General features: G+C 70.3%; 16 protein-coding genes. 4 read left to right on the plus strand and 12 right to left on the minus strand.

All coding sequences use genetic code 11. The features are described 5' to 3' along the window. Positions 1 to 97 precede the first annotated feature (97 nt). Complete coding sequence (locus ELY19_RS07870) at positions 98 to 562, plus strand: DUF805 domain-containing protein (RefSeq protein WP_126195731.1); 465 nt, start codon at positions 98 to 100, stop codon at positions 560 to 562. Between the two features lie 109 nt (positions 563 to 671). On the opposite strand, the gene ELY19_RS07875 is transcribed toward ELY19_RS07870, so the two are convergent. Then, positions 672 to 2843, minus strand: coding sequence for a 3-hydroxyacyl-CoA dehydrogenase NAD-binding domain-containing protein (locus tag ELY19_RS07875; RefSeq protein ID WP_126195732.1), 2172 nt, complete (start codon positions 2841 to 2843; stop codon positions 672 to 674). A gap of 33 nt (positions 2844 to 2876) precedes the next feature. After that, positions 2877 to 4088, minus strand: a complete 1212-nt coding sequence (locus tag ELY19_RS07880) for an acetyl-CoA C-acetyltransferase (protein ID WP_126195733.1) — start codon at positions 4086 to 4088, stop codon at positions 2877 to 2879. A 110-nt stretch (positions 4089 to 4198) separates the two neighbouring features. Here ELY19_RS07880 and ELY19_RS07885 point away from each other — a divergent pair, with 110 nt between their 5' ends. Further along, on the plus strand, positions 4199 to 5782 hold the full coding sequence (locus ELY19_RS07885; protein ID WP_126195734.1) for a long-chain-fatty-acid--CoA ligase: 1584 nt from the start codon (positions 4199 to 4201) through the stop codon (positions 5780 to 5782). Positions 5783 to 5837: 55 nt separating this feature from the next. Then, positions 5838 to 6407: an SMI1/KNR4 family protein gene (locus tag ELY19_RS07890; protein WP_126195735.1), complete on the plus strand. Its 570-nt coding sequence runs from the start codon at positions 5838 to 5840 to the stop codon at positions 6405 to 6407. A gap of 38 nt (positions 6408 to 6445) precedes the next feature. Here ELY19_RS07890 and ELY19_RS07895 read toward each other — a convergent pair whose 3' ends face one another. Continuing rightward, positions 6446 to 7390, minus strand: a complete 945-nt coding sequence (locus ELY19_RS07895) for an oxygenase MpaB family protein (RefSeq protein WP_126195736.1) — start codon at positions 7388 to 7390, stop codon at positions 6446 to 6448. Positions 7391 to 7518: 128 nt separating this feature from the next. On the opposite strand from ELY19_RS07895, the gene ELY19_RS07900 reads away from it, so the two are divergent. Continuing rightward, positions 7519 to 8703: a TetR/AcrR family transcriptional regulator gene (locus tag ELY19_RS07900; RefSeq protein WP_126195737.1), complete on the plus strand. Its 1185-nt coding sequence runs from the start codon at positions 7519 to 7521 to the stop codon at positions 8701 to 8703. A 55-nt stretch (positions 8704 to 8758) separates the two neighbouring features. Here the strand turns inward: ELY19_RS07900 and ELY19_RS07905 are convergent, their stop codons facing one another. From ELY19_RS07905 to ELY19_RS07945, 9 genes are read right to left on the minus strand one after another with little or no spacing between them, the layout of a single operon-like run. Beyond that, complete coding sequence (locus tag ELY19_RS07905; protein ID WP_126195738.1) at positions 8759 to 9673, minus strand: oxygenase MpaB family protein; 915 nt, start codon at positions 9671 to 9673, stop codon at positions 8759 to 8761. 10 nt (positions 9674 to 9683) lie between these two features. Continuing rightward, positions 9684 to 9878, minus strand: a complete 195-nt coding sequence (locus ELY19_RS07910) for a hypothetical protein (RefSeq protein WP_227966662.1) — start codon at positions 9876 to 9878, stop codon at positions 9684 to 9686. Beyond that, on the minus strand, positions 9878 to 10093 hold the full coding sequence (locus ELY19_RS07915) for a hypothetical protein (RefSeq protein ID WP_126195740.1): 216 nt from the start codon (positions 10091 to 10093) through the stop codon (positions 9878 to 9880). Before ELY19_RS07915 ends, ELY19_RS07910 begins: the two co-directional genes overlap by 1 nt. 21 nt (positions 10094 to 10114) lie before the next feature. Further along, positions 10115 to 10966, minus strand: coding sequence for a hypothetical protein (locus tag ELY19_RS07920; protein WP_126195741.1), 852 nt, complete (start codon positions 10964 to 10966; stop codon positions 10115 to 10117). Positions 10967 to 10985: 19 nt separating this feature from the next. Next, the gene (locus tag ELY19_RS07925) at positions 10986 to 11945 is read right to left on the minus strand and encodes an MlaD family protein (RefSeq protein WP_126195742.1); all 960 of its coding nucleotides are present in this window, start codon (positions 11943 to 11945) and stop codon (positions 10986 to 10988) included. Continuing rightward, positions 11942 to 12985: an MlaD family protein gene (locus tag ELY19_RS07930; RefSeq protein WP_126195743.1), complete on the minus strand. Its 1044-nt coding sequence runs from the start codon at positions 12983 to 12985 to the stop codon at positions 11942 to 11944. The genes ELY19_RS07925 and ELY19_RS07930 overlap by 4 nt, the downstream gene beginning before the upstream one ends. Further along, positions 12982 to 14091: an MlaD family protein gene (locus ELY19_RS07935; protein ID WP_126195744.1), complete on the minus strand. Its 1110-nt coding sequence runs from the start codon at positions 14089 to 14091 to the stop codon at positions 12982 to 12984. The genes ELY19_RS07930 and ELY19_RS07935 overlap by 4 nt, the downstream gene beginning before the upstream one ends. Next, the gene (locus tag ELY19_RS07940) at positions 14091 to 15155 is read right to left on the minus strand and encodes an MlaD family protein (RefSeq protein WP_126195745.1); all 1065 of its coding nucleotides are present in this window, start codon (positions 15153 to 15155) and stop codon (positions 14091 to 14093) included. The genes ELY19_RS07935 and ELY19_RS07940 overlap by 1 nt, the downstream gene beginning before the upstream one ends. Then, positions 15143 to 16162 carry an MlaD family protein gene (locus tag ELY19_RS07945; RefSeq protein ID WP_126195746.1) on the minus strand — a complete coding sequence of 340 codons (1020 nt, stop codon included), beginning with the start codon at positions 16160 to 16162 and terminating at the stop codon, positions 15143 to 15145. Before ELY19_RS07945 ends, ELY19_RS07940 begins: the two co-directional genes overlap by 13 nt. Position 16163 lies beyond the last annotated feature (1 nt).

Below are 16163 nucleotides of genomic sequence, written 5' to 3' on the forward strand. Positions count from 1 at the left end.
TGATCTACGGCTCGCCGGCGCCGGAGGAGTTGCCGGCCGGAGAGGGAACACTCTAGATTCACCATCATTAATTCATGATGTCGAATGGGGTGTAGGGATGACTGAGCAGTTCGCGGTGGACCGGAATCCGGAGGACCTGACGGTCCCGCTGCGCGGCGCGACCTTCGGCGAGGCGGTGCAGCGCTTCTTCCGCCTGTACTTCGTCGCCGACGGGCGCGCGTCGAGGAGTGAGTACTGGTGGGCGGTGCTCCTCGTGGCGCTGGTAGCGCTCGTCGTCGGGGCGACGGCGGGGGCCGGGTCGGCCGTCGGTGACGGCGCTGGTGCGGTGGTGATCCTCGTGCTGGCGGTCATTCTCGGGCTCGGCCTGCTCGTCGTCTGCTTCGGCACGATCGCCCTGACCATCCGGCGCCTGCACGACGCGAATCAGTCGGGGTGGTGGTACCTGCCACTGTTTATCGTGAATCTGATTCCGGTGATCGGGATCGTCAGCGTCGTGGGCGCGGTCGTGATCGGCCTGCTGAAGAGCGACCCCGCCGGCGCCCGCTTCGACGTGCAGCCGTGATCCCGGTCGACCGACGGACCGGCTGCCCCGACGCACCGGAGAAGTGAGAGGTCCGGCACCGCCCTCGGGTGGTGCCGGACCTCTCAGTCGTGCCGCGGTTCAGTGATTCCTACTCGTAGGTCTCGCCGGCCTCGGCCTTGGCGACCAGGGAGGCGGGCGGGGTGAACTGCTCGCCGTACTTGGTCAGCTCCTGCGCGCGGGCGACGAAGGCCTTGGGGCCGACGGTGCCGTCCGGCGCGGTGTAGCCGTTGATGAACTGCAGCACGCCGCCGGTCCACGCGGGGAAGCCGATGCCGAAGATCGAGCCGATGTTGGCGTCGGCGACGGAGTCCATGACGCCCTCGTCGAAGCAGCGGATGGTCTCCAGCGACTCGGCGAACAGCATCCGGTCGATCATGTCCTGCAGCGGGATGTCGTTGCCGCTGGGGAACAGATCCTTCAGGCCGGGCCACAGGCCGGTGCGCTTGCCGTCGACGTAGTCGTAGAAGCCGGCGCCGTCCTTGCGGCCGGTGCGGCCCGCGTCGACCATCGCGTCGACCACGGCGTCGCTGCCGTGTGCGGGCAGCGGGTTGCCGGCGGCCTCGGCGGCGGCGCGGGTCTCCTTGCGGATCTTCTGCGGCAGGGTCAGGGTCAGCTCGTCCATGAGCTGCAGCGGGGCGGCGGGGTAACCGGCCTGCTGGCCTGCCTGCTCGATCAGGACGGGGTTCACGCCCTCGCCCACGGCCGCGATGGCCTCGTTGACGAAGGTGCCGATCACGCGGGAGGTGAAGAAGCCGCGCGAGTCGTTGACCACGATCGGGGTCTTCTTGATCTGCAGCGTGTAGTCGATGACCTTGGCCAGCACCGCATCCGAGGTCTTGGCGCCGCGGATGATCTCCACCAGCGGCATCTTGTCGACGGGCGAGAAGAAGTGGATGCCGATGAAGTCCTCGGAGCGCTTCACGCCCTCCGCGAGGATGGTGATCGGCAGGGTGGAGGTGTTGGAGCCGAGGATGGCGTCGGGTTCGACGATGTCCTCGATCTCCTGGAAGACCTTGTGCTTGACCTCGACCGACTCGAACGCGGCCTCGATGACGAGGTCCACACCCTTGAAGTCGGCGGCGTCGACCGTGGGCGTGATGCGGGCGAGCAGCTCCGCCGACTTCTCAGCGGTGGTGCGGCCCTTGGCCAGAGCCTTCTCCTCGAGCTTCTCCGAGTACGCCTTGCCCTTCTGTGCCGCCTCGAGCGAGACGTCCTTGAGCACGACCTCGATGCCGGCCTTGGCGGAGACGTAGGCGATGGCCGCGCCCATCATGCCGGCGCCGATGACGCCGACCTTCTTGGCGGTGTACTTCTCGTAGCCCTCGGGCCGCGAGCCGCCGCCGTTGATGTGCTGCAGGTCGAAGAAGAACGCCTTGATCATGTTCTTCGACACCTGGCCGGTGGCGAGCGAGACGAAGTAGCGTCCCTCGATCACGCTGGCGGTGTCGAAGTCCACCATCGCACCCTCGACCGCGGCGGCCATGATGGCGCGGGGCGCGGGCATGGGAGCGCCCTTGAGCTGCTTGCGGAGGTTCGCGGGGAACGCGGGCAGGTTCGCGGCGATCGCCGGCGAGCTCGGGGAGCCACCGGGGATCTTGTAGCCCTTGACGTCCCACGGCTGCACGCCGCCCTCCGGATTGGCCTTGATCCACGCCTTCGCGGCCGGGATCAGCTCCTCCACGGTGCCGACGACCTCGTGGATCAGGCCCACCTCCTTGGCCTTGGCGGGCTTCATCCGCGGGCCCTGGAGCAGCACGCCCATGAGCGCGCCCTGCAGGCCGAGCAGCCGCACGGTGCGGGTCACGCCGCCGCCGCCGGGGAGCAGGCCGAGGGTGACCTCGGGGAGGCCGATCTGCGAGCCGCGCGCGTCGGCGGCGATGCGATGGTGGGTGGCCAGGGCGATCTCGAGGCCGCCGCCCAGGGCGGCGCCGTTGATCGCCGCGACGACCGGCTTGCCGAGGGTCTCGAGGCGGCGCAGCTGCGCCTTCATCGACTCGACGTTGTCGAAGACCTGCTGCGCGTCGGCCTTGGTGGCCTGGCGGATCAGGGTCAGGTTGCCGCCGGCGAAGAAGGTCTTCTTCGCCGAGGTCAGCACGACACCCGTGATCGAGTCCTTCTCGGCCTCGAGGCGGTCGATGGTGGCCCCCATCGACGCGCGGTACAGGTCGTTCATGGTGTTCGCGGAGCTGGTCGGGTCGTCCATCGTCAGGGTGACGATGCCGTCGGCGTCCTGCTCCCAGCGGATCATGTTCTCAGCCATGTCAGTTGTTGTCTCCGTAGTCTTTCCGGCCGGTCAGAGGCGCTCGATGATGGTGGCGATACCCATGCCGCCGCCGACGCACAGGGTCATCAGGCCGTAGCGGCCGCCGGTGCGCTCGAGGTTGTCGAGCACCGTCGAGACCAGCATCGCGCCGGTCGCGCCCAGGGGGTGGCCCAGCGCGATGGCACCGCCGAGGGGGTTGACCTGCTCGCGCTCGAGCTTCATGTCCTTCATCCACCGCAGCACGACGGACGCGAACGCCTCGTTGAGCTCCCAGTGATCGATCTGCTCCTTGGTCAGGCCGGCCTTGGCCAGCACCTTCTCGGTGGCCGGCGTCGGGCCGGTGAGCATGATGGTGGGCTCCGAGCCGGTGACGGCGGTGGCGACGATGCGGCCGCGCGGGGTCAGGCCCGCCTTCGCGCCGCCCGCCTCGTTGCCGATCAGCAGCAGGGCGGCACCGTCGACGATGCCCGAGCTGTTGCCGCCCGTGTGGACGTGGTTGATCTTCGGCACGGTGTAGTACTTCTGCAGCGCGACGGCGTCGAAGCCGCCCATCTCGCCGATGCCGTCGAAGGCGGGGCGGAGCTTGCCGAGGCCCTCGAGGGTGGTGCCGGGGCGGCGGTGCTCGTCGTTGTCGAGCACGGTCAGGCCGTTGATGTCCTTGACCGGCACGACGGACTTGGCGAACCAGCCGTTGTCCCACGCGGCCGCGGCGTTGGCCTGCGACTGCACGGCGTACTGGTCGACGTCCTCGCGGGTGTAGCCGTCGATCGACGCGATGAGGTCGGCGCCGATGCCCTGCGGCACGAAGTAGGTGTCGTAGTTCGTGGTGACGTCCTGGTGCATGGCGCCGCCGTCGGAGCCGAGCGGCACGCGCGACATCGACTCCACGCCGCCGGCGAGCACCAGGTCGTCGCCCAGGCCCGCGGCGACCTTCTGCGCCGCCATGTTGGTGGCCTCGAGGCCCGAGGCGCAGAACCGGTTGATCTGCACCCCGGCGACGGTCTCGGGCAGGCCCGCGACGGTCGCGGCGGTGCGGGCGATGTCGCCGCCCTGCTCGCCGACGGGCGAGACGACACCGAGCACGATGTCGTCGATCGCGGCCGGATCCATCGTGGGGTAGCGGTGCTTGAGCTCGTCGATCAGGCCGACCACCAGGTCCAGCGGCTTGGTGGCGTGCAGGGCGCCGCCGCGCTGCTTGCCGCGCGGCGTGCGGATCGCCTCGTAGATGAATGCTTCGGGCACGGTGTTCCTTCCATGTGTGCTGTCTCGGGGAATGTCACAAGTGAATCACTATTCTTTAACTTTGCGCGATTCGGCTCCCGTCGAACATGTTCTAGAACACAATCCCATACATGACGTCTCTTGAGAACATCGCCTGGTTCCCGCGGACCGAGGAACCCCGCAGCTCCCAGCGCAACACCTGGAACAACAGCGTGCGCAACCACGCGGTGATGCGCGGCGACAAGGTGGCACTGCGGTACCTGGACCGGCAGGTCACGTGGGCGGGGCTCGCCGAGCGGATCGGGGCGTTCGCGGGCGCGCTGCGCGAGCGCGGCATCTCCGCCGGCGACCGGGTGCTGATCCTGGGACTGAACCGCATCGAGTACGTCGAGGCCGCGCTGGGCGTCACGGCCCTCGGCGCCATCGCCGTCCCCGTGAACTTCCGCATGGCGCCGCCCGAGGTGGCCTACCTGGTGCAGGACACGATGTGCAGCGCCGTGATCTACGAGGCGCCGTTCGACCCGCTGGTCGCGGGCGTCGCGGCCGCGGGGGCCGACTTCGGGCTCCGCATCCGGTTCGACGGGGCCGACGAGGCCGCCGGCGCACTGGGGTACGAGGACCTGGTGGCGGAGGGCCACCCCGATCCGCATGTCGACGTCCCGGAGGATTCCCCGGCCCTCATCATGTACACCTCGGGCACGACGGGCCGCCCGAAGGGCGCAGTGCTCACGCACGTGAATATGGCCGCGCAGGGCTGGAACAACCTGGTCGCGCCGGGCGTCGTCGACCCCGACGCGGTGGGTGCGGTCGCCGTGCCCCTGTTCCACATCGCCGGCTTCGGCGTGCTCGCCACCGCCTTCCTGCAGGGCCTGACCTCGGTGATCTTCCCGCTCGGCGCCTTCGACCCGGGGCAGACGCTGGACTCCCTGGAGCGCGAGGGCATCACCAGCATGTTCATGGTGCCGATGCAGTGGCAGCTGGCCGTGGCCGAGCAGAAGGCCAGGCCGCGGAACCTCAAGCTCAAGTTCGTGTGGTGGGGCGCCGCGCCGGCCAGCGAGACCCTGCTCCGGGATCTCATGGACACCTTCCCCGACGCCGAGATCTGCGCCGTCTTCGGCCAGACCGAGATGTCGCCGGTCACCTGCGCGCTCTCCGGTGCCGACACGCTGCGCAAGGTCGGCTCCGTCGGCAAGGTGGTGCGCACCGTCGCTGCCCGGGTGATCGACTCCGAGGGCAACGACGTGCCGCGCGGCGAGGTGGGCGAGATCGTCTACCGCGGGCCCAACATGATGTCGGGCTACTGGAACAACCTCGAGGCGACGAGGGAGGCCTTCCACGGCGGCTGGTTCCACTCGGGCGACCTGGTGCGCATGGACGAGGAGGGCTTCGTCTACGTCATCGACCGCGCCAAGGACATGATCATCTCGGGTGGCGAGAACATCTACTCGGTCGAGGTGGAGAACGCCGTCGCGGCGCATCCGGACGTCACCGAGGTCGCCGTGATCGGCAGGCCGGACGAGCGGTTCGGCGAGGCCGTCGTCGCGGTCGTGCAGCTGCGCGACGGTGCCGAGCTCACCGTCGAGTCGCTGTCGGAGTTCCTCAACGACCACATCGCCCGCTACAAGCATCCGCGTCACGTCGTCGTCATCGATGCGCTGCCGCGCAATCCCACGGGCAAGGTCACCAAGCCGGTCCTGCGCCGGCAGTTCGGCTGACGGTCGCCGCCCGGTGCGCAGCGCCGCTGCGGCCCCCGCGCCTATCCTCGAGCCCGTGAAGGCGCAGCTCACGGATCTCGCCCGGATAGTGCCGCCACCCGCGGGGTCACCCGCGGTGGATCGCGACTGGCCGGCGATCGAACGACGGCTCGGCCCGCTGCCGGCCGACTACAAGCTGTTCATCGACGTCTACGGCGCGGGCCGCTTCTGGGGCGGCGAGCTCGGCATCGCGCCGCCGGAGTGGATCGCCGCCGCCAGGGATCGGCCGGCGCAGGGAACCATCGGCTTCCTGCGGGGCGAGGCGGACGCGCGGTCGGACCACGTCGCCGTGGCCGGTCGCGGCTCGGCCGACGAGATCTACGGGCGTGCGTGCGACGACTATCTCGTCTTCGGCGTCTCCGGCTGCGGCCAGAGCCTGCTGTGGCGCACGAACTCCGCCGATCCCGACCGTTGGCCGGTCGTCGCCACGAACGGTGCAGGGATCGACGTCGACGGTGACGGCATGATCAGTTATCTCGTCGGCCTGCTGGGCGGGACGGTCCCGAGCGCCGCGTTCGACGAGGACTGGCTCCACGACGTCATGGAGCTGCATCCGGACGAGCCCTACGTGCGGGTGGAGCGGTAGCTCCGCGCGCTGTCCGGCGACTCGGACGAGCCGGCGACTCAGACCAGCCGGCGGCCGAACCGGGCGCGCAGGCGGAGGTCGGCGAGGAGCAGCTGGAACGGCAGGCGCCGCAGGGCGAGCGGGATGAACCGGTTGCCGAACGCGATCAGCCGCCAGAACGCGTCGAAGCGGCGTTGATCGCGTGCGGTCCACTCGATCTCCATGGCCTCCCGGAACCGCGGCGCGAGGAAGCCCGCCGTGAGGAATCGGTTGGCGGCCTTCACCGGGCCCGGCAGGGGGCCGACGAACGTGAGGTCCACCAGCTGCCGCAGGTAGCTGCGGGACTCATCGTCGGGATCGATCCGCTTGGCGCACAGCTCGACCCATGTGGCATCGAACTCCTCCGGTGTCGCGGGCCAGAGTTCGGCCGGCACCTGCAGTGTGGTGCCGAGCGGCGCGGCGTCGCGGTAGAACAGCGCGCGCTGTTCGCGATTCATGCGGCCGCGAAGTAGTTGGTGCGTGTCCTCGTAGCCGATGTACAGGCACATCGCGACCCACAGCTGCAGGCCGCGGTCCATGGCGTTGTACTTCACCGGGCTGGACGCGGTGCTGCGGACCTGCCGGTGTGCGGTGTTGACGGCCGCGCGGTAGCGGGCCTTGTCCTCCGGCGTGCCGAGCACGGCCACCGCGAGGTAGCTGATGGTGGTGCGGGTGCGCTTGACGGGGTGCTTGTAGAGCGAGCCGGAGTCGACGGGAGACTCCATCACCCCGTAGGCGACGGGCCTGTTGACCAGCTGCATGATGACGTTCGCGGCGCCCGCGGCGAGGGAGGCGATGTCCATCGCGTCGGCGAGGGTGGTGAGGACGTGCGCGGGCCGCGCGGGCGTGGAGACCGTGATCCGGTATCCCTCCGCGACCGGGTCGACGGTGCGGGCCGGGGGCGACGACGGTGCCGCGGCCGCGGCGGCCGCGGTCGTGACGTTCGGCTCGGCGCTCGTGGTCATGCGCGTCCTCCCAGTTGTTCCACCGAATCGGTGTGTGAATGTTCACTTACTTATACTGTTGACGGTACACCGCGGACGGGCTGCGGTCAGGCAGTACTCTCGATGCGGACGGTGGAAGAGGAGTAGACGTGACCCAGGCGCGGCGGAAGCGGCCCAAGGACCGGCGCGAGCAGATCGCGCGGGTCGCCGCTGAGGATTTCTCCCGGCGCGGCTACCACGGGGTGGGGATCGAGGAGATCGCCGCGTCGCTCGACATCAGCGGCCCGGCCGTCTATCGGCACTTCCCCAACAAGTACGCGCTGCTCGAGCACGCCATCACGTCGGCCTCCGACGCGCTGTGCAACGCCGTCGACGAGGCGGCCGCGGCCACGGCGGGGCAGGAGCCGGCGGCCCGGGTGGACGCGATCATCGACGCCGCGCTGCGGGTCTCGTTCGAGCGCCGCAACACCGGCGGCCTGTTCCGCTGGGAGCAGCGGCTTCTCGAGGGCGAGGATCGGGCGCGGATCCGCCGGCAGCTCACGGAGATGATCGGCACCGTCGCCGATGCCGCCGAGCCCGCGCTCCCCGGCGTGGCGCGGGCCGAGATCGAGTTGCGCAGCGTGGCCCTGATCAGCGTGACCGGCAGCGTCACCGCGCACCGCACCGTCCTCGCGCAGAAGCGCGCCGAGGCCGTGCTCGGGGCAGCGGCGCGACGGGAACTGGCGCTGCCCGCACCGCCGGTGCCGTACGCCGTCGCACCCCCGGCCGAACCCACCCCCGACGCGGGCCGCCAGGAACAGGTGCTGGTCGAGGCGATCGAGCAGATCTTCCAGCACGGCTTCCACAACGTGAGCATGGGGCAGATCGGGCGGGCGGCGGGGATCGTGCCGTCGGGCATGTACCGCTACTTCCCGAGCAAGGCGGGCATCCTCGTGAGCGCCCTCGACCAGGCCGCGCAGGCCGTGGCCGAGGCGATCGCCGAGGTGTCCACGACGGTGCCGGACCCCGTCGCGCGCCTCGCGGCGCTCGCGCAGGCCTACGTCCAGCTCTCCTTCCTGCGGTCGAAGCTGATGACCGTCTACTTCCGAGAGATCGGCAACGTCCCCGATGCGGATCGCAGCCGCCTCGCCGGCGTCCAACGCACCAACATCGCCGCCTTCGCGGATGCGGTCGTCGCCGTGCGCCCGGAGCTCAGCGCCGCGGAGGCCACGTTCCTCGTGCACGCCGCCTTCGCCGTGGTCTTCGACGTGGGCCGCACCCGCCGCTTCGACCCGGACCCGGCCTTCCAGGCGGAGGTCTACGCGCTGGTCTGCGCGGTGCTCTTCGGGGCCTGATCCGCGGCCCTCGCGCGGCGATCGCCCGACGGTGCGCCGGCCGCGGCGAACCGGATCAGACGAGGGGTTTGCCCGCACGCCTCCGCAGCCGCAGGTCCACCATCAGCGACCGGGTCGGCCCGAACCGGAGGAACCGCGGGATGAAGCGGTTGACGAACGCCACGAACGCGAAGAGGTTGTCGAACCGGCGCTGGTCGGCGGCCGTCCAGGCCACGTGCATCTGCTCCCGGAAGTACGGTGCGAGGAACCCGGCGGTGAGGAACTTCAGCAGCCCGCCGAAGACGAGACGCATCGGCCGGTTGATCATCCGCAGGTGCAGCAGGTCGTCGAGGTACGCCGCGACCGGCTCGTCGAGGCGGGTCTCGGCGCACGCGCGCACCCAGTACTCGTCGAAGTCGGCGCGCGTGGCGGGCCACATGTCGCGCGGCACCTGGAGCGTGGTGCCGAGCGTTGCGCACGACTGGTAGAAGCTCTCGGCGTGATTCGCGGGGAGGCGGCCGTTGAGCATCTGGTACGTGTCCTCGAATCCGACGAAGAGGCACGCCGCGACCCAGAGCTGGAGGTCGCGGTCGAAGGCGTTGTACTTCACCGCCGCTCCCGGCTGTGACTTCACCTGTCGGTGCGCGGCGTTGACCGCCTCCCGGTAGGCCTCCTTCTCGCCGTCGGTGCCGAGGATCGCGACCGCGAGGTACTGGGTGGTGGTGCGTGCCCGCTTCCACGGGCGTTTCATCAGCGCACCGCTCTCCACCGTGGACTCCACGACGCCGTGCCCGACGCCCGGGCGCATCATCTGCATGGCGACGTTCGCGGCCGCGCCGGCGAAGCCCCAGAAGTCGAGCGCGTCCGTGACCGCGAGGTCGCGCGTCGTGTACCGGCGGTGCACGCCGGGGATCGGGATGCGCACCCGGTCGAGTGTCAGGTCCGGATCACCCTGTCCCGGTGCCGGTTCGGTGGGAGTCGGTCGTGCCACTGCGCTGTCCTTACTGCGTCGGGGGAAGGGTCTCGAGGTACTGGTACAGCAGGACCAGTCCGGTCACCGCGGCGCCGATGCCCGCGACGGCGAGGACGATCGCTCCCAGCCAGGCGGCGATCCGGACGATCACGGGCACCTGCTGCCGGCCGCCGAGGATCTTCACGTACTGGACCAGGACATCGATAATCCGCACCAGTGCCATCACTGCATCGTCACGTTCGCGAAGAGGAGCACCGGCCAACAGACGACGGCCCCGAGGAAGGAGACGATCCGGTCGATCCCGCTGAGATCGCCGAGGTGGTCCATGTGGGTCAGCGACCAGATCAGCCCGACGATCCCGTACGGGATGGCGATCAGGATCAGGAGGCCGAGGAACTCCGAGACCCGCATCTCGTAGTCGAGGAAGCGCTGCACCATCGTTCGTCCCTTCCGTGGGCGTCAGTTGGGGGTGCCCGACGGTGCGGGCAGCTCGGGCATGGTCGGGGTGGCGGGGGCCGAGGGGTCCGCCGGTGGGTTCGCCGAGGGGCTCGCCGACGGTGCGGTCGAGGGGATGCCGCCGATGCTGCGGAGCACGGATTCGGGGTTCGCCGGATCGCCGGCCTCGGTGATGACCCAGTCGCGGTTGCGGTCGAGGCCCACCGAGTAGACGTTGGTGACGGTGGATCCCGCGGGATCCTGGATGTTGGTGGTGGAGACGTTGACGGCGACCCGCACCTGGTAGATGCCGTTCACCTCGGACGTGGTCTTGGCCAGGGCGGCCCGGCCCGTGGCGGTGAACCGCAGTGGAGTGACCACCTCCCGCACGACCTCGATGATCGAGTCGTACTTCTTCGCCAGCTCCGGGGTCGTGCCCTCCTTGATGCCGTTGGCCCACGGCGTCAGGTCCCGGTAGTCGAACGTCGCTGCCCGCACGGCGTAGTCCGAGGCGATCTGCTCGGCCCGCGCCCGGTCGGCCTGCTGCTGCCGCTCGTCGGCCAGCGTGCGGGTCTGCAGGTACAGCAGGACCGACACCGCGACGAGCGCGAGGACGACGATCGTGGCGAGGATCGTGCGCACCGTGCTCGCCGGTGCGCGCCGCGCGGGTTCGTCGTCCGCCGTCCGTGCACGGTCCGCCGTCCGCGCACGCGCGGTGCGGCGCGGGGCCTCCGCGGAGTCCCTGCGGGCCTTCGTCGCCGCGGCTTCGACGGTGGGCGCCGGCGAGCTGTCGGCGTCGGCGTCCCCGTCGGCCTGTGCGGCGGTGCTCGCGGCCTCGGGTGCGTCGGCCTCGTCGCCGGTGTGGTCCTGCGGCATGTGTTCCTCTCGGGGCGGGTCAGGGGCGGGGAAGGGTCAGGGTGACGCGGGCGGCACCGTCGGTGCCCGCGATCTGCAGGGCGTTCGACAGCAGTGCGCTCATGTCGATCTGCGGCACCGTGCGATTGAGCGCGGAGAAGATCGAGATGAACGGGCCGCCGGTGGTCGCGAGTGCGGGCAGGAGCTCGTCCAGGTACGGCCGCAGTCGTTGGAGGAAGGGGTTGATGGTGGTCACGAACGGCTCCGGCGCATCGAGCGTCATCACCATCCGCTGCACCTCCTGCACGGCGCTGAGCACCACTGCCGCGGTGTTCTCGAACTCGGCGCCCAGGCGGCGCACGGCCCCGGCGGTCCAGTCGAGGTCCGCGGAGTACACCTGGGTGTCGGCGAACATGCTGCGGATCGCGGGCATCCGGCTGAGCACCGTCGCGCTGAGCAACTGTCCGGCCCGGCTGAGCGTGGTGAGATCGTCGTCGCGCCCGGAAGTGGCCTGCCACGCCGTCTTCACGATGCGGCCGAGCGCACCGGTGTCCGCGGTGCGGTTCAGGGCCGCGAGGGCCTCGAAGACGTCGCTGACGGAGCGGGACTGCGTCACCGCGGTGGTGGGGATCTCGGCGCCGGTGGCGAAGACGGGGCCGCCCGAGGAGCGCGGCGCGAACTCCACGTAGGGCTCGCTGAGGGCACTGAGTTGCTCGATCGAGAGCGCGGAGTCCACGGGGATGCGGTACTCGGACGGGTACCGGAGGCTGATCCGAACCCCGGAGGTGGAGGGCTCGACGGCGGTGACGTCGCCGATCCGCACGCCGCGCAGGAGGATCGGGGAGCCCGCACTCAGTTGGCCGGTGTGCGCGAGCTTGACGGAGAGCGTCGTGTAGGTCACGCCCGGGCGCAGCCCCATGTAGCCGAACAGCAGGATGGACAGCCCGACAGCGAGCACCACCGTGAACGTGACGGCGTTGGCCACCAGCTCCTTCCTCATCGCACCGCTCCGATCATGCGCATCGCGCGGAGCGTCTGCTCCGCCTTCTCCTCGGTGGGTACCGCCGGGCCGTCGGCGACCTTGACCACGTTCACCTTCGGGCCGTGCTCGACCCACGGGATGATCGTGTCCCGGATCAGGTTCCGCAGGTTGATCAGGTTGTCCGGCCGATTACCGCCGACGGGACGGTCGAGCAGTAGCAGCGGCGAGACGACCTGGGTGAACAGGGCCGCGAGGTCCCGGACGCCCGGCGTCAGCGGCGCGGCGTTCCGCAGCAGCGGCGCGAGGGAGGCGTAGACCTCGGTGACCCGCGCGGTCTCCGAGATGACGCCCCATCGCCGGAGCCCCTCGGGCGTGAGGTACTGGCTCAGCATCCCGTGCTCGGCCGCGACGGTCCCGGTGACTCCGACGACGGAGCGCAACGCCTCGTCGAGCGACGCGGTGTCGGCGGCCCACGCCCGCACGGTGGTGGCCAGGTTCTCGGTGATCTTCCGAGTGCGCGCGGGATCGTCGGGGAAGGCGCCGTCGATCCGCTGGACGGTGTTGCCGAGCTGGGCGACGCCGCCGCTGCCGAGGAAGCCGGACATGCTGGTCATGAGGTCCTCGATGTGGTCCGGCGGACGGCTCTGCGCGAGCGGGATCAGGCCCCCGGCGCGGATCGGCTGCGCGGCCGAGGTGGGAGACGAGACCAGCGCGATGTACACGTCGCCGAGGAGGGTGTCCTGGCGCAGCTCCGCCGTGGTGTCGGCGGGGATGCTGGCGGGCTCGCTGATGGTGAGGGTCGCGACCGCACGATCACCGTTGAGGCGGACGGAGTCCATCGTGCCCACGGACCGGCCGTTGAACCGGACCTGGGCCCGGTCCGGCAGATTCAGGGCGTTCGAGAACTCCACGCGCAGAGGCCATCCCGACGAGGACCAGCGCGTCGGGTCGGGCAGCGTCGACGGGCTCGCGCGGAGCACGCCGACGATACCCAGGGCGAGGACCACGAGCAGGAGTGCGCCGCGGGTGAGCCGGCTGCGGAGGGTGGGACGGTTCATCGGGCGGCTCCCGTCCCGCGGAGGATGGCCGAGATCAGGTCGACGTCGATGTGCCCGGGATCGACGACCCGGCACTGGCCGGGGGCGATGCGGTTGACGTTCGCGCAGGTCAGTTCGGGATTGCGGGCCACCATCTTGGTCGACGGCGGGGTGAAGGCGATCTTCAGGCCCAGCGTGCGCTGATCGAAGGAGACGGTGAAGGCGTCGATCAGCGGCGGGAGGAAGCCGAGGAGGTCGCCCCAGTTCCTGATGCCCGCGCTGATCAGGCGCGACGCGGGGATGACGGTGTCGAGGATCGGCCAGAGGTTGTGACCGTAGTGGGAGATCAGGTCGCGCAGCATCTTTCCGAGGGGGATCAGCGCTTCGGCGAGCGTCTCGGTGGTGCGCGCGGTCGGGACGATGATGTCCGCGAGACCGCTCGGCGTCGTCAGCAGCAATTGCTTGAGGGGGTTCCAGTTCGCGGTCATCCCGCCCGTCAGGGAGGAGAGCGAGTCGAGGCTGCGGCCCACGTCGCCGATGCCGGGGCCGGGATCGTCGAGGAGCGCGGCGAGGCTGCCGATGACACCGCTGACGTCCGGGCCGGTGCCGTCGACGGCGGCGGCGAGGGAGGTGAGTGAGTCCTGCACCTGCGCGGCCTGCTCGGGGCCGCCCTCGGTGGTGAGCTTGGCGGCCGCGTCGCCGATGGAGCTGAGGCTGCGGCTGAGTGATTGCGGTGTCTTGGTGCTCGTGAGGCACGTGCCGGCGCGGAGTGCGGGGCCCTTGGCGGGGTCGTCGATGAGCGCGAGCTGGCGCGACGCGATCAGCGACGCCGCGACGGTGACGGCGCCGGTGCCCGCGCTCACCGCCTGGTCCGCGTCGACGTCGAACTCCACGCGCGCCGCCGCGTTCTCGGGGCGGACGGCGGTCACCCGGCCGATCGGCACCCCGAGCCGGGTCACGGGGTTGCCGACGTACAGGCCGATCGCATCGGGCATGAGCGCGCAGTACCGGGCCTGGGGCTTGCCCGGTGTGCGGGCGACGTACAGCGCGGTCGCGATGATCGCGCCGACCACACCGATCGCGATGGCGGTGACCAGCCACTTCGAGCCCAGGATCTTGGTGAGCATCAGCAGGGTGCTCCTTCCAGCGGGATGCAGTACTGGGAGGAGATGGTCGGGACGGACCCGTCGAGAACGATGGTGCCGTCCGGCCGCACGGAGGACTGGATCCGGCGGAGCAGGGCCATCGCGTCGTCGATCATCTTCTGGTACTTGGTCAGGAGCCCGCTGATCTGGCCGGACATGAGGTTGATCTGCGCCTCCATCGAGGCGAGGTTGTCCTGGTAGAAGTCCGCCACCGGGATGATCCGCTGGAGGACGGAGTCGAGGGCACTCATGAACCGCTTGTAGCCGGCGACGTTGAGCCGCGCCGTGGAGAAGTAGATGTTCATGTCGCGCATCACCTGGGTGAGGACGTCGCCGTTGCGGTCGAGGGCGGCGGAGTAGTCCGCCAGCGTCTGCACGAAGCCGCCGATCTCGTCCTTCTGCGTCGAAATGCTCTGCACCACACCGTCGAGGGTGGACACCAGCTCCTTCATCTGCCCGGGCCTGCCGCTCGTCGCGCGCTGGATCTGGGCGAGCGATTCCCGCAGCGGTGTCGGGTCGATCGCGCGGATCTTGGGGTCGGCCTGCTGGAAGGTCTGGACCAGGCTGTACGGGATCCGTACTCGGGCAGGGGGAATCGCGGTCGTCCCGAGCGAGCGCGTGCCGATGGAGTCGATGTCGACGAAGTAGCCGCCGACGCCCGTCAGCATCTTGACGGCGACCCGCGACTGATCGCCGATGTGCACCTTCTTCTTGACCCGCAGCCCGACGTTCACGTGGCCGCCCTCCAGTGCCACCCGCGCGACGGAGCCGACGGAGACGCCGGCGACGCGCACGTCGTCGCCCACCCGGACCATGCCGGCCTCGGGGAAGTTCGCGGTGTAGGTGGTGGTGCCGAGGGGGCGGACGGCGAGCACGGAACTCGCGATCATGACCACGATGCCGAGCGTCACGCCGAGGACGCCGAACAGGAGCTGGCGGTTGCGCGAACTCGGCTGCGACCAGGCGTCTTCGATGCCCGACGCGAAGGTCAGTGCGAGCCGGTGGCCGTCGCGGATCAGGGTGGCGGGGAGGCTCAGCGCTTGCACAGCGTCACCTTCGTCCCGCGGAGGAACACGAGCACGCCGGCGGGGAGCTGCGCCTCGCCGCGGCTGCAACCGGTATCGCCCCCGGCGGAGGGGACCTGCTGCTGGGTCAGGTTCGCGAACAGGCCCGGCATGAGGGCGGCGAGGTCGACGAGGCTCTGCAGGCGGGGCAGTTCCGGCCGGGCCAGCTCGAGGAGCGAGGTGCCCGCCGGTTGCAGGCCGGCGCCGCGCAGCAGGGCGTCCGCGGCGGTCATGAGCTCGGCGCCCTGGTCGGACAGGATCTTCGTGGACGGCGCTGCGTTCCGCATCACCTCGCCGATGCGCTGCAGGTAGCCGATCACGGTCGGGAGCGAGCCGGACCGACCGCCGAGGCTCTCGTTGATCGTGTTCAGGTTGCGCACCAGGGTCTGCAGCAGCGCGGAGCGGTCGTTGGTGAATCGGCTCAGGGTCTGCAGGGCGTCGAGCAGGGGCCCGAGCCCCGAACCGTCGCCCTCGACCACGGCGGCGATCGACTGCGCGAGGTGGTTGATCTGGTCCGGCTGCATCGCCGCCAGGACGGGCTGCAATCCGTTGAAGATGGTGGTGACGTCGAACGACGGCACTGTCCGGTCCGTTCCGATCGTCGATTCCGGCGCGATCGGCTCGCCGTCGGCGTCGCCCGGCGCGAGGTCGAGGTAGCGCAGGCCCGTGAGGTTCTGGAACCGGATGGACAGGGTGGTCGCGGTGGTGAGCCGCTGGTCGCGGTTGACGGTGAACGCGACCCGGGCGCGCGAGCCGCGGCTGGTGTCGTCCTGGTCGAGGGTGACGTCGCGGACCTTGCCGATCTGCACGCCCAGCAGTCGCACGTCGTCGCCCGGGCGGAGCCCGGAGGCGTTGGTGAAGACGGCGGCGTACGCGGACTGCGCCTCCTGCGCCGGCCGGGTCAGCGCGCGCACGGTGAAGGCGGCGCCGACCGCGATGAGGACGACGAAGATCAACAGCAGCGTTCCGGGATTGCGGGCGGTGCGCACG

It is taken from the genome of Tsukamurella paurometabola (genome assembly GCF_900631615.1).
GTDB lineage: Bacteria > Actinomycetota > Actinomycetes > Mycobacteriales > Mycobacteriaceae > Tsukamurella > Tsukamurella paurometabola_A.

Bases quoted from the DNA above. Each gene is read 5' to 3' on its own strand.
- ELY19_RS07870 (WP_126195731.1), top strand. From the start codon at position 98: ATGACTGAGCAGTTCGCGGTGGACCGGAATCCGGAGGACCTGACGGTC.
- ELY19_RS07875 (WP_126195732.1), bottom strand. From the start codon at position 2,843: ATGGCTGAGAACATGATCCGCTGGGAGCAGGACGCCGACGGCATCGTC.
- ELY19_RS07885 (WP_126195734.1), top strand. From the start codon at position 4,199: ATGACGTCTCTTGAGAACATCGCCTGGTTCCCGCGGACCGAGGAACCC.
- ELY19_RS07895 (WP_126195736.1), bottom strand. From the start codon at position 7,390: ATGACCACGAGCGCCGAGCCGAACGTCACGACCGCGGCCGCCGCGGCC.
- ELY19_RS07910 (WP_227966662.1), bottom strand. From the start codon at position 9,878: ATGGCACTGGTGCGGATTATCGATGTCCTGGTCCAGTACGTGAAGATC.
- ELY19_RS07915 (WP_126195740.1), bottom strand. From the start codon at position 10,093: ATGGTGCAGCGCTTCCTCGACTACGAGATGCGGGTCTCGGAGTTCCTC.
- ELY19_RS07920 (WP_126195741.1), bottom strand. From the start codon at position 10,966: ATGCCGCAGGACCACACCGGCGACGAGGCCGACGCACCCGAGGCCGCG.
- ELY19_RS07925 (WP_126195742.1), bottom strand. From the start codon at position 11,945: ATGAGGAAGGAGCTGGTGGCCAACGCCGTCACGTTCACGGTGGTGCTC.
- ELY19_RS07930 (WP_126195743.1), bottom strand. From the start codon at position 12,985: ATGAACCGTCCCACCCTCCGCAGCCGGCTCACCCGCGGCGCACTCCTG.
- ELY19_RS07935 (WP_126195744.1), bottom strand. From the start codon at position 14,091: ATGCTCACCAAGATCCTGGGCTCGAAGTGGCTGGTCACCGCCATCGCG.